Origin of the sequence: Desulfosarcina ovata subsp. ovata (assembly GCF_009689005.1) — a bacterium.
In the GTDB taxonomy this organism is placed as follows: Bacteria; Desulfobacterota; Desulfobacteria; order Desulfobacterales; family Desulfosarcinaceae; genus Desulfosarcina; species Desulfosarcina ovata.
Map to the genome: position 1 here is coordinate 3555160 of NZ_AP021879.1, position 14755 is coordinate 3569914.

Sequence of the window (14755 nt, forward strand, 5' to 3'; positions counted from 1 at the left end):
CGAAACCCTACTGGTTTTGCTAGGGGGTGTCAAGCCAGGGGTTGCCCTGATAGGATCTTGAAGATGGCAATGCCGATGACGATCAGAATGTTGGGAACATTAACGGTGCCATGGGTTCGTCCGCTGTGCATGGCGGCGGGTCACGGCTGAACCAGACGAACATGGACAGCGCCGTCCGTTACCTCATCAATCTCGATACCGAAACCATTGAAGGTTTCCAGCAGCAGCGCATCCGCCAAGGAGCGTGGTGTCCCCGCATACCTTACCGCCATCACGGCCTGGTCACCCGACATTTTAACCATTTTCAGGTCCTTGACCCCGGGAAGGGAAGAAATTGCCGTACGCAGGCGCACAAAACTAGCAATCTGGCCACTGGTGCCATCGACGACCAGTTCAATACGCGCATGGCGATCCTGATCCTGCTGCCAGGCGGCCAGCACTTGTCCGATCAAATCGTCGGCCGCCGCTGAAGCGGCATTGGACAGGGCCTGCCGCCCTGCCCGTTGGGCAGCCGGGTCAGCGGCCGGCGAACGCCCCTGGGACTTTCCCATGGGTGCACCACTGCGCACATTCAACGCGCGCACCCGCACCTCCGCTTCGGCATTCGGGTGATCGCCGCCCGGAGTTTGGGTTGCCGTCCCCGTACCGACAACCAGCACATCGGCACCCAGTCGCCCGGCCAGGACCAGCAAATCCGCATCCGCAGCTGGCTCGCCGATCCCCAGGGGCATTGCCGGGTCCGGAACGTCGACAACCCCGAAACCGTCCGCCTTGAACGCGTCGGCCAGGGCCCCTTCGCTTACCGTTCGGCTGCTTCGCCGCTCGGCACCCCACCAGTCGATCAGATCCGCGTCGTCAACGTTTTTTTCGGCCACCATGAAGAGAACCCGTGGCAACACCGTATCGGCCATGGCCAAGCCGAGCCGGGAGAGGTCGCTGCCGAGCCGCCCCGTGGCGACATCCACCTGAACCAGCACCCGCACCGTTGACCCCGACACGGCTTCACTGACCACGCGATAGTTGCGCACATAAGTATCGGGGGCGTTCAGTATTTTTTCGTTGATCACCTGAAACCGGCGAACGACGGTTTCCCTGGTAAGCATCTCCATGACGGTCCCGCCAACAGCGGCAACCAGGGCATCGTCGATTGCACTTTGCTTACCGGCAGCCATATTTTTGTTGTGAATGACGGCCGCTCCGAATGCATTCAACGACGTCGTGGCCTCGGCGGCGATACCGCTGCCGGCAAATCCGATGGTAACAATCAGCAAAAGGGCGATGGGTAGCATCCAGCGGTGGATGGATCGATAAGCGGTCATGAACGTCTCCGGATTGCGGCGTCTTCGACGCCGGATCGATCGCCGGGAAAAGCCTTCCGGCAACGGGGTTATTTCTGGATGGGCCATCGTTATGCCTTGCGAACCAGCGCATAATCGGCAATGTCCATCAGGGTTTCGCGTGTCCGGCTGTGGGCGAATTGACCAAGGGCCGTCTTGGCGGCGGCCACATGCTCCGCCGCCTGGGCCCGGGTATAGGCGATTCCGCCATACTGATCGAGCATCGCCACCAGGGCGGCAAACTCGCGCTCACAAAAATCCGGTTTTTCCAGAAGGGCGACCATCCGTGCACGATCCGTTTCCGATGCACGGGAAAGCGCATGGATCAGCGGCAGGGTCAGTTTCCCCTCCCGGAGGTCTGCCCCGGCGCGTTTGCCCAGAGCCGCCAGGTCCTGGGTGTAGTCAAGTAGATCGTCGGCCATCTGAAAGGCGATCCCCAGATGGTACCCGTAGGCGGTCAGGGCGTCAACCCGCTCGGCGCCGGCGTCGGCAATCAGGGCCCCGGTCCGGCAGGCGCCTTCAAACAGCACAGCGGTCTTGCAGCGAATTACTTCCAGATACTCCGCTTCGGTGAGCGAGCTGTCCCCTTTGCGCTCCATTTGCCGGATTTCACCCTGGGACATGTTTTCGGTAATCCCGGCAATCACCCGAATCACCTCACTCAGGCCGGTATCGGCGGCGATGGAAAGCCCCCGGGCCAACAGAAAATCACCGGTCAGCACGGCGGTGGGGTTGTCCCACACCTGGTTGGCCACCGGGCGGCCCCGGCGCATGTCGGCGCCGTCCACCAGATCGTCGTGCAGCAGGGTGGCCGCGTGCAGGTACTCGAAGATGGTGGCAAAGCGGGCAGCATGGTTGCCGGCATGGCCGCAAAGCCGGGCACACTGGATCATCAACAGGGGGCGCAGCCGTTTGCCGCCAGCAAAGAGGATGTGGCCGGCCACCTGCGAGACCAGATCGAAATACGGATTGAGATTGTCTTCCAGGGCCGCTTCAATGGCCGCCAGATCGCCTTTGACCGCAGCTATAATTTTCGTTTTCAGATCGCTCATCGTACCCTTCCGATCAGGTCGTATTCCAGGGTTTCGCTAATTTGAACCCGCACGATCTCGCCAATGGGCAATGCCGGTCCGTCGGGCGGCGTTCGGACATAGGTCAGTCCGTCCACCTCGGGGGCCTGCAGGATGGACCGCCCTTCGTAAAGGCCGGGTTCGGCCACTGCTTCGACCAGCACCGGCAGGGTTCTTCCGATCATGGCGGTCAGGTTGTCGGCCGAGATCGCCATCTGCCGCGCCATGATCGCGTCATGGCGCGCCTGGGCCACTTTTTTGGAAACGTGGCCGGAAAGCCGGTGGGACGGCAGGTCCTCGGCATCGGAATAGGTAAACACCCCCAGATGGTCGAAGCGGACCGCCGCCACAAAATCCATCAGGGTTTTGAAATCGGCATCGCTCTCGCCGGGAAAGCCAACGATCAGGGTGGTGCGCAGGACGGCCCCGGGAACCGTGGTGCGAATGCGCCGGAACAGTTCCAGAAGGCGATCTTTATCATACCCGCGCCCCATTTTCTTGAGCACCGTTTTCGAGGCATGCTGAACCGGCAGATCAAAATAGGGACACAGATTGTCGTGGGCGGCGACCACCTGCAGCACCGCATCGTCAATGCTCTCCGGGTGGCCGTACAGGAAGCGAATCCAGGTATCGCCGGCCAACGCCGCCAACTTTGCCAGCAGATCGGCAAACCGTGCCGGTTCGGATCGGTCGTGGCCGTAATGGGTGGTGTCCTGGGCCACCAGATTGATCTCCCGGGCACCGGCATCGATCAGTTGCCGGGCCTCTTCCAGGATCTGCGCCATGGGCCGGCTCTTCTGGCGACCGCGCAGCCGCGGAATGATGCAGTAGGTGCAGTGGCGGCTGCACCCTTCGGCGATTTTCAGGTACGCGCTGGTCGTCTGCTCCCGCTCCCGCAGGGCGGACGCGCCCATGGGAATGCGGTCCGGGTCCGGCAGGCAGACATTGCCGTCCAGCCGTCCGGTCACGGCATCGCCGATTTGGGTATAGGCACCGGTTCCCAGAAACTGATCCACCTCGGGCAAGGCATCGGCAATGGCCTCGCGAAACCGTTCCGGCAGGCATCCAGCCACGATCAGTCGCTGGCAGCGGCCGTCGGTTTTAAACCGCGCCAGCTCCAGAACAGTATCGATGGATTCGTTGATCGCCGCCTCCACAAAACTGCAGGTGTTGACCACAATCACCTCGGCTTCGGCCGGATCCCGGGTCAACGTCCAGCCGTCCAGGCGCAGTTGCCCGGCCATGGTTTCGCTGTCTACCTGATTGCGGGCGCAGCCCAGACTTTCAATATATACCATCATGTGCGTTCACTCCGGCACGCGCCCCGGTCAGCGGGGTCGAAAAACCGCCGCCGTCCTCGAATTATCGGGCATGCGGGGTAACGAATTCATCTACCAGCAACCCTTATAAAAGTCAAAAGGCCGCCACAGGTCGGGCAGCCTTTTCACCACGTTTTATCGATTCAGCAAGCAGCGGGCAGGACACCGGTGATCAACCCATGCCCCTTTGCGACCCCTGAACCATGAACCGATTCAGCCTTTCAGTTTTTCCACCTCGGCGGTGATCGCCGGAACGATCTCGAACAGATCGCCCACGATACCGAAATCGCACTTGGCAAAAATCGGTGCGTCGGGATCCTTGTTGATGGCCACGACCACCCGTGAAGACGCCATCCCGGCCAGGTGCTGGATGGCACCGGAGACGCCGCAGGCCACATACAGGTTGGGCGCCACCACCTTGCCGGTCTGCCCCACCTGATCGGATACCGGCCGCCAGCCCTCGTCCACGGCGCTTCGGGAGGCACCCACGGCCCCGTCCAGCACTTTGGCCAGGCCTTCCACGACGCTGTAGTCGTCTCCGCCCATTCCGCGGCCGCCGGTAACGACCACATCGGCTTCGGTCAGTTCGATCTTGCCCGTTTCCATCTGTTTTTCGATCAGGGTCACCCGGGTGCCGGTCAGATCGACCGCCACCGTTTCCACCTCGCCGGCACCCTGGGCCGCCACGGCTTCCATGGCCCGGGGGCGGATGGCGACGATGGCCGGTGAGCCGTTCAGGCTCACATCGGCCAGAACCTTACCGCCGTACATGGGACGGGTGGCCACGACCTGATCGCCCTCCACGCGGACGGCCACACAGTCCATGGCCAGGGGCGCATTGAGACGCGCGGAAAGCCGGGCGGCAATATCCTTGCCCAGGGCCGTGGCGCCGATCACCACCACGGCTGGATCGGCTTTTTCCACCAGCTGCGTCGCCGCCTCGATGCAGGCGTCGGCCAGGCCGTCTTTCAGCCCTTCCTGGTCGGCGACCAGGATCCGGTCGGCCCCGTATTCAGCAGCCTGGGGGGCAATGGATGCCACCCCGGCGCCCATGACGGCGGCCACCAGCGGACCACCGGTTTTCCCGGCAATCATTTTTGCGGTCGAAATCGCTTCAAAGGAAATATTCTTAAAGGCCCCGTCAACCGGTTCGGTAAAGGCCATTACTGCCTGTGACATGTTTTTTCTCCCTTATCTAACACCTGTCCGAGCATCGGTCGCTCCGGCAGGCCGTATGGAATTGGTTATCGCGGTATCGCGTCCAGGGTCAGATGACTTTGGCTTCTTCCCGCAGGGTCTTGACCAGGGCGGCCGCCTTGGCGGCGGCACTGTCACCGTCGATCACGCGGCCACGCTTGCGCTCGGGGGGCAGGCGCAGGGCGATGGTCTTGACCATGGGGTCGCCCACCTCGGTTCCGGTTTCTGAAAGCGGCCGGGTGTCGATGGGCTTCTTCTTGGCCTTCATGATTCCGGGCAGGCTGGCATAGCGGGGTTCGTTGAGGCCGCGCTGAGTGGTGATCAAGGCCGGCAGGGCGGTTTCGAGAACCAGGGTGCCGCCCTCGATGGTCCGCGTGCAGCGGATCTTGCCGTCGTCAATTTGCTCGGCGATTACCATGGAGACGTGCGGAATGCCCATGAACTCGGCAACCGCCGGCCCCACCTGGAAGTTGTCGTCGTCCACGGCACGGTGACCAGCGATCACCAGGTCAAAGGCGCCTTTTTTCAATTCTCCGGCCAGCACGTTGGCGGTTGCCAGTCCATCCAGGGTTTTTCCTTCGGGATCGATGCGCACCGCCGTATCGGCCCCCATGGCCAGGGCCGTTCGCAGGGCTTCGACCGATTTTTCCGGCCCCAGGGTCATGACCGTCACGCTGCCCCCCAGGGCGGTGCGGATCTGCAGGGCCTCTTCCACGGCCATCTCGTCGTAGGGGTTCATCACCCAGTTGATGCCATCGGTTTTGATTGCAGCGTCACCATCGGCAATCTCGATTGACGACTCGGTCGCCGGAACCTGTTTGAGCAGTACGGCAATTTCCACGCTTCACCTTCCTTGCATACCGGGGGTGCATCCCCATCCACGAAACGCTCCCGGTCAGTTTGTCTTTACCTTCGCTGATAAAAAAAATATAACCTATCAATATTATGGATATTGTTATGACTGCACAAGCCAAATATATGACTAGAGCAGGATTGTCAACGGGAAATAGCGGCGCTCAATGGAGCACAAAACCGCTGGACGGGTGATCCTTCAGAGACCCGTCTGGCTGACGGGTAACGATGAGGCAGGCCACCCCGGGCAGGCGGTCGACCAGGGCCACGCCCTTTTCCGGCCCCATCACCATCAGCGCGGTGGCCAGCCCGTCAGCCACCGTACAATTGGCGGCCACCACCGAGGCGCTCACCACGCCGTTGGTCACCGGTCGGCCCGTGCGCGGATCGAGGATGTGCGCATAGGCATGCTCGCCGATCTGGAAGAAGATCCGGTAGTCGCCACTGGTGGCCATGGCCTGGTCCGTGAGAGGCACGGCCTTGTAAACCTCGTTGAAAGCGGCATCCCTGTCCGGGCGATTGATGCCGATGCGCCAGGGCTTGCCATCCTTGCGATGGCCGCGGGCGTACACCTCGCCGCCGATCTCGACAACGAAATCGGTCAGCCCTTCGTCACCCAAAAGCCGGGCAACGGCATCCACCCCGTATCCCTTGGCGATGGAGGCCAGGTCCAGGGTGACGGCCGGATCTGTCTTGCGCATCCGGCCGGAGGGATCCCGCTCGATCCGATCGAAGCCCACATGGCAAAGCGCCTGGACGATCCGGTCATCCGCCGGGACCTGGTGAACGGCGCCTTTTCGTCCGAAGCCCCACAGGTTGATCAGCGGATCCAGGGTGCCGTCCCAGGCACCGTCGGTCAAGCGGTAGAGTTCGCTGGCCACCTCGAGAACATCGAGAAAATCAGCGGACGGGGAAAAGGTTTCCTCAACGGATGCGATGGCATTGAAGCGGCTGATCTCGCTGTTGGGATCATAGGTGGACATGCTCCGGTTGATGGCCGCCAGGCGCGCATCGATTTTTTTCTGCAGCGTGCCCGTCGACGTCAGCAGACCGGCCACCACGGTGATGTGGTAGGTGGTGCCCATGGTTTTGCCGGTCAGGCGCACCTCCCGCCGGGGCTGACAGGATGCACACACCAACAGGATCAATAGGACCGCCATGAGGGCCACGGTCCGTTTTGCTTTGCTTGGGTAGAAATTCAGCATATTCGCGGCAACTGCTCCCCGGTGAGCATATCGACAATACGCTCACCGCCGATGCGGGTTTTCATATAAGTATCCGTGGAAAAGGCGATCCAGCCACCCGCCAGATCCAGGGTGGCCCCGTCATCGAAGGCGACATAGGTGTCCCGCAGGCCCAGCCCGCTGGCCGGGATGGTGCCAATTCCCCGCCTCCCGGCATCCCACACCGGGCAGGCGTTGGGCTGGGCGTGAAAGCACCGGTTCTCGGGATCGTCGTAACATCCGGTGAGATAAGGGTCGCCCGGGTAGCACTGTCCCGGCTCTTGACGATGGAAAAGGCGCTGAAGCCGACTACTCCCGCCGGCAGGCGCCGGACCTCAACGATATGGGCCAGGGGCGGCTTGCGGCGGGGGAGATCGTCTTGGGGTCGGCAACGGGTGTGCCGATGAGCGACTCTTCCACCGGACCGAGCTGGCCTTCTTTATCCCGGGGACCGAAATTCCAGGTGGACGGCACCACCTGGTTTCCCGCAGCCGCCATGAGGGTTTCATTGTATTCAGTTGATTGCGGTTACCGGCGGATCAAGCTTCGTCGCTGCCGGTATCCGCATCGGAAACTTTTATGGTTTTCTGCAGGTCCTTGATGATCCCTTTTTCTTCATAATCATCCTCGGTATCGTCGTCCAGCAGGTCATCCACATCCATGGTGCTGTCACCCTCACCATCATCGTCATCCTCCTCTTTATCTTCAAGATCCATTTCTTCGTCAGGACTTTCAAACAAATCCCGCTCTTCGAAAAAGAGTTCGGCAGAGGTATTGGCCCCGGGCTGAAACATTTCAATGATGGCATCGGCAATCCGCTCCGTGTACGCCCCCGGAGGGTACATGTTATGGGTGCGAAGGGCCTGAATCAGGGAATTGCGGTCCTTTTGCATGGCCACTTTGATCATTTTGGCGTCATAAGCTTCTTCACAAAGCAGGGAAAGCATCTCTTTGTCCAGTTCCGCATACTCCTGGATAGAGAGTTTACCGTTTTCATTGTCCAATAAAACCACATATTTCTGTTTCATATAGGGATCCTCCAGAGGCCTCGATTCGTTATTTTGGGTGCACGGAGGATCATCATAAAAGCCCTTTGATGTCAACCATCATTTAAGGTTCCGCAAAAACCGCCAGGGAATTGAACCAAGGGCCGCTAAATGGCCCGCAATCCGCTGGACCGCATACCTGATCAATCCCGCCTGGGATAAAAGGATTGACGCTGAAGATTCGAGATGATAATGAGGCCAATTACTTCCGTGGAGGGATGGCCGAGTGGTTTAAGGCGGCGGTCTTGAAAACCGTTGAGCGAAAGCTCCGTGGGTTCGAATCCTACTCCCTCCGCCAAAAATCGATCTGCCTTTTTGTTTGATACAACTTTTGGGAGAGATGGCCGAGTCGGCTGAAGGCGCTCGCCTGCTAAGCGAGTGTGTGGTGAAAGCTGCACCGAGGGTTCGAATCCCTCTCTCTCCGCCAGTTCATTATGATAGCTCGGCTTTTCAAGTCGGGCTATCTTATTTTTTAATGACCATTCATTTTTCGTTCCTCGCGCCAATCCTGAATCCGCTATGGGAAATGCACGTCTCAACCGCTGGTCCTGCTGTCTCGTGAGCCTGCTTCTGCTGGCCCCACTCATGTTTGGTAGCGGCCGTTGCGCGGCCGAGACCAACGATGCACCAACGCCGATACCAGAGATCCAGGCGGCCATTCTATCGCGCCTGGAAAACCACGGGGACGGTGATACGGTTGGCTGCCAGGGAGAAATACTCTGTGGCACGCAACTGCTGCCGACGGCCTATGATAAAAGGGACGACTTGCCCCTTTGGGTTGACGACGGGTGCTCCGTGGAACGGGCGACACACCTTTTTGATCTCATCGGAAAAGCCACAGAGGATGGACTCAACCCGGCGGATTACCACCATCATGCCATCCAACACCTGCTGGCGGCGATCTGCGAGCGGCGCACAACCGGGATAGCGGTGCCTCCGGCCTGGTGGGCGGATCTGGATCTGATCCTGACCGATGCATTTCTTCTGTACGGCTCACATTTGTCCACCGGCCGGGTCAATCCGGAAACCCTGGGCACGGACTGGAAGATCCATCCGGGGTCCGTCGATCTGATGGCCGTTCTCGACAGCGCCACCGCGCCGGACGGCAACATCGAAACAGCCATGGATGCGTTGCGGCCACCATATGACGGATACCATTCCCTGCGCAGGGCTCTGGCCCGGCTTCGCGTCCTGGCCCCTGCCAACGGATGGTCAACGGTCGCCGGAGACAAAACCCTGCGACCGGGCGATCGCGCTGCCGCCGTCACCGCCCTGAGGCATCGGCTGACCGAGAGTGGCGAGCTGAATCCAGCCCGGCCGGTTACCGACACCGCTTTTTTCGACAGCCAACTGGCCGCCGCTGTCAAACGCTTTCAGCGGCGCCACGGCCTGGAACCCGATGGCATCGTTGGACGAAAAACAGTTGGCATGCTTAACGTTTCCGTTGAGCAACGCATCCGGCAGGTGGCACTCAATCTGGAGCGCTGGCGCTGGCGTCCCCGAGACCTGGGAAATCGTTATGTGATGATCAATACGGCCGACTTCCGGCTTGACGCCGTTGAGGACGGCCAGGTGGTCGTAACCATGCGGGTTGTCGTCGGGCGGCCGGCCCGACGCTCACCGGTATTCAGTGCCAGAATTTCGTACCTGGTGGTCAACCCTTATTGGAATGTCCCCACCACCATCGCCGTGGAAGATATCCTGCCCGAGCTTCGCAAAGATATCAGCTATCTTTCCCGGCACAACATCCGCGTCTTCGAGAACTGGCAGTCCGGTGCGCGTGAAGTCGATCCGGCCACGGTAGATTGGCGGGCCTATCATGCCAACCGGTTTCCCTTCCGGCTCCGCCAGGATCCCGGGACGCATAACGCCCTTGGTCGAATTAAATTCATGTTTCCCAATCCCTTTGCGATATACCTGCACGACACTCCCCACCGATCCCTGTTCAGGCGGGCCCAACGGGATTTCAGTTCCGGTTGCATCCGGGTGGAAGCACCCATGGCCCTGGCCCATTTTGTTTTGGCGGAAAATCCGACCTGGACAGATGACAAGCTGACGGAACTCATCGATAGCGGGGAAACACGAACCATTCGGCTTCGCCATCCGGTACCGGTACACCTGGTCTACATGACTGCCTGGACAGATGAAACCGGCAGCCTTCAGTTTCGCAGTGACATTTACCAACGGGATCGGGATCTGCAGAAGGCCTTTGACCGGCACCATCCCAAGCGGTCGCCGGGGTTGGCATTCATGCCGGACACGCCGGATGGACGGACGCGTGATTGGAAAAACAAGTTTGACGGGAATTGAAACGGATCAGTAAGTTATCCATTCCACGTGCGAAAAGCACCGGTATCCACATGAACAAAATCGGACCGGGGATAGTAACCGACGCCGCCGGCCTTAAGATCGATACACGCCTGGCGCAACCGGTGGGTGTCGCAATCGGGCAGGCGGATATCAATTGCCCGGCCCTGCATATGATAGCTTCGCTTGGCGACCCCGAAACTCTTTTTCCGCAGCATGGTATTGGTTTTGGGAGAGCGATAACCGGAAATGATGTGAAAGGATGAACTGCAGCCCAAACGCTGGTTGACACCAAAAAGCAGATCCATGAGCCGGGGATCGATGGGATGGATCTCACCGGTACGGTGATCACGCAAGAGATGATTGATCCGATTCAGGGCCTCGGGGCAATAAGCGCCACTATTAAAGTAGCAGACACTGAGTTGTTCATCGGTATGAGTATTGAAAAAAGACAAGCTGCGGCGGGTTCTGTCGGGATGCAGCGATGCCAGCCCCAAGGAGGGAACCAGGCAGGAAGCCAGAAAACCACCCCCGATTTTTAAAAAATTACGTCGACTGCAACGATCCATGTATCTCTCCAGGTGTCTTTAAGCTGAACATTTTTCATATTCGACGTTTGAAACAAGCAAATACCGGACCAACATCCACAACTCTTTCCCAAGCAGCCTTCCAGAACTTTCTACCTACGTATATCCTTCTGTTTTTTCTTAAGTTTTGTTTTTTGCTACCCCTTCATGATAAAAACGCAGTGTATCTCTCCGGACGAATGCTGTGCATATTTTGTCAACAGTTTGACGGGCATCAAACGATCCGCTGAAACTGTTTTTCCAGATCCTTTAGCTCCCAGCGGATCCAGATCGGTCTGCCATGGGGACAGTGGGACGGATTGTCGCAATCGTCCAATTGTTCCAGCATGGCTTTGATCTGAACCTCACTGAGCCGCTGGTGGGCCCGGATCGCATTGTGGCAGGCCATGACCATCAGACAGCCGTCCATGATGGCATCGGTATCGGCCCGGACTCCGATTTCGGCCGTTTTCTCTACGAGTTGCGTCACCAACGTCGAAATTTTGCCACTGTCCAGCTGGGTCGGCATCGCCTTGACCACAAAGGTATTGCCTCCAAACGGTTCAATCTCCAGGCCATAGCGGTCCAGCTGCGGTACCAGGGTTGCCAGGATCTGGGCTTCCCGAAACCCCAGGTCAATGGTTTCCGGAAGCAACAGGCGCTGGGCCGTGGGCCGCTGTTCGGCGGCCTGCCGTTTGAGCTGTTCAAAAACGATCCGCTCGTGGGCGGCATGCTGATCGATGAGAATCAGACCGTCATCGCCGGATTCACAAATGATATAGGTGCCCTTGTACTGACCGATAAGGTGCAGGTCGCTGAAAAACCGCCTTTTCCACAATGGGGCCTGGCGGGCCGGCGGATCGGCAGGAGACGGCCGGGACGCTGCCGATTGCTCCGCGTTGTCCCCATCGGCGGTCTGGACGGGTTGATGGGGCCGGGTCGAATCCAGCGCCGGTGTTGCCGGCCCGGGCGCCGCCGGTGCAGGGAAGGGCCGATCTTCCGTCGATGCCTCCGGCATCCTCGGGATTGGCCGCTTTTCGTAGGAGATCGGCCGATCGGCAACGGTCGCCACGGTCCGGGGATTGCTGACGGCTGCGGTTTGGGGGGGGTGCCAGCGGGTGGGATCGGTCTGCCGGAGTGCCTCGGCCACCGCCTCGCGAACCGCATCGTGGACCCTTTTCTGACGCGCAAACCGGATTTCGTGTTTGGTGGGATGCACATTGACATCCACCTGGTCGAAAGGCACCCTCAGAAAAAGCACCGCCACCGGATATTGCCCCTTCATCAGCCGTCCGGCATAACCGGCAAACAGGGCGTGCTGCAGGACCCGGTCCTTGACCCAGCGGCCGTTGACAAAAAGATAGATGCCCCGGGCCGTGGATCGGCTCATGCGTGGCTCAGCCACCCATCCGCTGACTTCGGCAGCCGCATCGCCCCCCGCCACCGGATGAAGCGCTTTTTTGACGGCACCGCCGAGCACATCGGCAACCCGGTCCGTGGGGTCGGCTGCCGGGGCCCAGCTTTTAACCACACGACCGTTATGGGACAGGCGAAACTGAACCGATGACCGGCAAAGGGCCATGCTGGCAATCGTGTCGGCGATGTGGCCCATTTCGGTTTCAATGCTTTTCAGAAACTTGCGCCGGGCCGGGGTGTTGTAAAACAGGTTGGCCACACCGATCATGGTGCCCGCCGGGGCGCCTTCGTCAGTGACGGTATTGATCCGGCCACCGGCCACCTCGATCCGGGTTCCCACGTCGCTATCCGACGTCCGGGTAATCAGTGTAAAGCGGGATACGGCAGCGATGCTGGGCAGCGCCTCACCACGAAACCCCAAGGTGCTGATGGCAAAAAGATCCGGGTCTTTGGCAATCTTGCTGGTGGCGTACCGTTCGAGGCACAGCAGGGCATCGTCGCGTCCCATCCCGTGGCCGTTATCCGACACCCGAATCAGTTTGCGGCCCCCATTTTCAACCTCGACCATGATCCGGGAGCTACCGGCGTCGATAGCATTTTCCACCAGTTCCTTAACCACGGAGGCCGGCCGCTCCACCACTTCACCGGCGGCGATCTTATTGGATAGGATTTCCGGTAGAATTCGGATTTTTAACATGTAACCGTTTGTCTTTAGGCTTGGACGATGTCCTTATAGCTGCGTGCCAGGTACTCCGCCTCCATGGGCGTCAGGTTGAATTTCAGGCAGGCCGCCTCCATGAGCTGCTGGCGGCTTTGGGACGAACCGGCCTTCTCCTCTTCGGCGATCCATTTGACGGCTTTGCGCAGGTTTTCGCCTTCGGGCTGGATGGTGGTCATGACAACCTTTCTGCACGCCTTTGGAATCAGAGCGGCGGCTTTCTTTCGTTAATGCCGGCCTCTCCTTCAAACTGCCGGGCAATCCGGAAAAGCATGGCTTCATTGAAATGTCGCCCCATGATCTGCAGGCCGATGGGCAGGCCCGCGTCGGAAAACCCGCAGGGCACCGATATTCCCGGAATCCCGGCCAGGTTGGCCGACAGGGTGAAGATATCCGACAGGTACATAGTCAAGGGGTCGTCCAGGGTCTCGCCAATGGGATAGGCCGGCGTGGGGGCGACCGGAGAGAGAATCGCATCGCAGGATTCAAAGGCCGTGGTAAAATCGTTGCGGATCAGGGTCCGAATCTGGGAGGCCTTGCCGTAATAGGCATCGTAGTATCCGGCGGAAAGGGCATACGTCCCTATGATGATGCGGCGCTGCACTTCCGGGCCAAACCCCTGGGAGCGGGTGCTGCGATACATCTGCATCAGGTCGGATTGGGTTTTGTCGCGGAAGCCGTATTTGACGCCATCATAGCGGGCCAGGTTGGAACTGGCTTCGCTGGGGGCGATGACGTAGTAGGCGGCCACGGCGCGATCGGTGTGCGGCAGGGAAACCTCGACGCAGCGGGCACCCAGTGATTCAATGGTCTTGACCGCCGCCTCGATGGCACGGCCCACCTGGGGATCCAGTCCCTGGGCCGTACTGTACTCCCTGGGAATCCCCACCACGACCCCGGCCAGGCCGTCGGTGGCGATATCGCTAAAGTCCGGTACCGGTTCCGGCACGGAGGTGGAGTCTTTGGGATCATGCCCGGCAATGGCATCCAGCAGGATGGCACAATCGGTGACACTCTTCCCCAGCGGTCCGACCTGATCCAGCGACGAGGCAAAGGCCACCAGTCCGTAACGCGACACGCGGCCGTAGGTGGGTTTGATCCCCACCACACCGCAATGGCTGGCGGGCTGGCGGATGGAACCGCCGGTGTCCGAGCCCAGGGCTCCCAGGCACATGTCTGCGGCCACGGCGGCGGCAGAACCGCCACTGGAGCCGCCGGGAATACAGTCCAGGTTCCAGGGATTGCGGGTCACCTGAAAACCGGAATGCTCCGTGGTGGACCCCATGGCGAATTCGTCCATGTTCAATTTGCCCACCAGCACGGCATCGGCGGCCTTCAGGCGTGTGATCACCGTGGCATCATAAGGGGGAATGAAATTCTCCAGAATCCTGGAGGCACAGGTGGTCCGCAGCCCACGGGTACACAACAGGTCTTTGATGCCCAGGGGAATGCCGGTCAGGGGCACCGCGTTACCGGCAGCCAGCCGCTGATCGGCGGCCTCGGCCTGGGCCATGGCCCCTTCGGCATCAACGGTGAGATAGGCACCGATCCTGGCATCCACCGCTTCGATGCGGTCCAGAACGGCGCGGGTCAGCTCCCTGGAAGAGATCTCTTTATTTTGCAGCAGGCCGGACGCCTGCTGGATGGTCAGTTCGTGCAGTTTCATTGCTTGGTTTCCTTAACAACAACAACGGAGGGCTTGGC

Annotated in this window: 13 protein-coding genes, 2 tRNA genes and 1 pseudogene; 3 read left to right on the forward strand and 13 right to left on the reverse strand. The window is 60.0% G+C overall.

Annotated features, from left to right (window positions below; translation table 11 throughout):
• Positions 1 to 140: 140 nt before the first annotated feature.
• The 9 genes and pseudogenes from GN112_RS15765 to GN112_RS15805 all read right to left on the reverse strand — a co-directional run bounded on the left by GN112_RS15765 (position 141) and on the right by GN112_RS15805 (position 8026).
• Complete coding sequence (locus GN112_RS15765) at positions 141 to 1319, reverse strand: hypothetical protein (RefSeq protein WP_155311089.1); 1179 nt, start codon at positions 1317 to 1319, stop codon at positions 141 to 143.
• An 89-nt stretch (positions 1320 to 1408) separates the two neighbouring features.
• Entirely contained in the window at positions 1409 to 2389 is a 981-nt protein-coding gene (locus GN112_RS15770; RefSeq protein ID WP_155311090.1) for a polyprenyl synthetase family protein, read from the reverse strand.
• A complete protein-coding gene (rimO, locus tag GN112_RS15775; protein ID WP_155311091.1) occupies positions 2386 to 3708 on the reverse strand; it encodes a 30S ribosomal protein S12 methylthiotransferase RimO in 1323 nt (440 codons plus the stop codon). Before rimO ends, GN112_RS15770 begins: the two co-directional genes overlap by 4 nt.
• Before the next feature lie 231 nt (positions 3709 to 3939).
• Positions 3940 to 4905 (reverse strand): electron transfer flavoprotein subunit alpha/FixB family protein, encoded by a 966-nt coding sequence (locus GN112_RS15780; RefSeq protein WP_155311092.1) that lies wholly within the window; start codon positions 4903 to 4905, stop codon positions 3940 to 3942.
• Positions 4906 to 4993: 88 nt separating this feature from the next.
• Complete coding sequence (locus GN112_RS15785) at positions 4994 to 5764, reverse strand: electron transfer flavoprotein subunit beta/FixA family protein (protein ID WP_155311093.1); 771 nt, start codon at positions 5762 to 5764, stop codon at positions 4994 to 4996.
• A gap of 175 nt (positions 5765 to 5939) precedes the next feature.
• On the reverse strand, positions 5940 to 6980 hold the full coding sequence (locus GN112_RS15790; RefSeq protein WP_155311094.1) for an FAD:protein FMN transferase: 1041 nt from the start codon (positions 6978 to 6980) through the stop codon (positions 5940 to 5942).
• Positions 6974 to 7183 carry a hypothetical protein gene (locus tag GN112_RS15795; protein WP_155311095.1) on the reverse strand — a complete coding sequence of 70 codons (210 nt, stop codon included), beginning with the start codon at positions 7181 to 7183 and terminating at the stop codon, positions 6974 to 6976. The genes GN112_RS15790 and GN112_RS15795 overlap by 7 nt, the downstream gene beginning before the upstream one ends.
• A gap of 193 nt (positions 7184 to 7376) precedes the next feature.
• A pseudogene (locus GN112_RS34395) lies at positions 7377 to 7475 on the reverse strand (nickel-dependent hydrogenase large subunit); the annotation flags it as partial.
• 62 nt (positions 7476 to 7537) lie between these two features.
• Entirely contained in the window at positions 7538 to 8026 is a 489-nt protein-coding gene (locus GN112_RS15805; RefSeq protein WP_155311096.1) for a hypothetical protein, read from the reverse strand.
• A gap of 230 nt (positions 8027 to 8256) precedes the next feature.
• Between GN112_RS15805 and GN112_RS15810 the strand changes: the two genes are divergently transcribed.
• The 3 genes from GN112_RS15810 to GN112_RS15820 all read left to right on the forward strand — a co-directional run bounded on the left by GN112_RS15810 (position 8257) and on the right by GN112_RS15820 (position 10354).
• A tRNA-Ser gene (locus GN112_RS15810) sits at positions 8257 to 8342 on the forward strand.
• A gap of 36 nt (positions 8343 to 8378) precedes the next feature.
• Positions 8379 to 8471 (forward strand) — tRNA-Ser (locus GN112_RS15815).
• A 92-nt stretch (positions 8472 to 8563) separates the two neighbouring features.
• Positions 8564 to 10354 carry a L,D-transpeptidase family protein gene (locus tag GN112_RS15820; protein WP_155311097.1) on the forward strand — a complete coding sequence of 597 codons (1791 nt, stop codon included), beginning with the start codon at positions 8564 to 8566 and terminating at the stop codon, positions 10352 to 10354.
• A 14-nt stretch (positions 10355 to 10368) separates the two neighbouring features.
• Here the strand turns inward: GN112_RS15820 and GN112_RS15825 are convergent, their stop codons facing one another.
• From GN112_RS15825 to gatA, 4 genes are all read right to left on the reverse strand, one after another.
• Positions 10369 to 10920, reverse strand: a complete 552-nt coding sequence (locus tag GN112_RS15825) for a peptidoglycan L,D-endopeptidase MepK (RefSeq protein WP_155311098.1) — start codon at positions 10918 to 10920, stop codon at positions 10369 to 10371.
• Positions 10921 to 11152: 232 nt separating this feature from the next.
• On the reverse strand, positions 11153 to 13030 hold the full coding sequence (mutL, locus tag GN112_RS15830) for a DNA mismatch repair endonuclease MutL (protein WP_155311099.1): 1878 nt from the start codon (positions 13028 to 13030) through the stop codon (positions 11153 to 11155).
• A 14-nt stretch (positions 13031 to 13044) separates the two neighbouring features.
• A complete protein-coding gene (locus GN112_RS15835) occupies positions 13045 to 13230 on the reverse strand; it encodes a hypothetical protein (protein ID WP_155311100.1) in 186 nt (61 codons plus the stop codon).
• A 26-nt stretch (positions 13231 to 13256) separates the two neighbouring features.
• On the reverse strand, positions 13257 to 14717 hold the full coding sequence (gene gatA, locus GN112_RS15840; protein WP_155311101.1) for an Asp-tRNA(Asn)/Glu-tRNA(Gln) amidotransferase subunit GatA: 1461 nt from the start codon (positions 14715 to 14717) through the stop codon (positions 13257 to 13259).
• Positions 14718 to 14755: the final 38 nt, after the last annotated feature.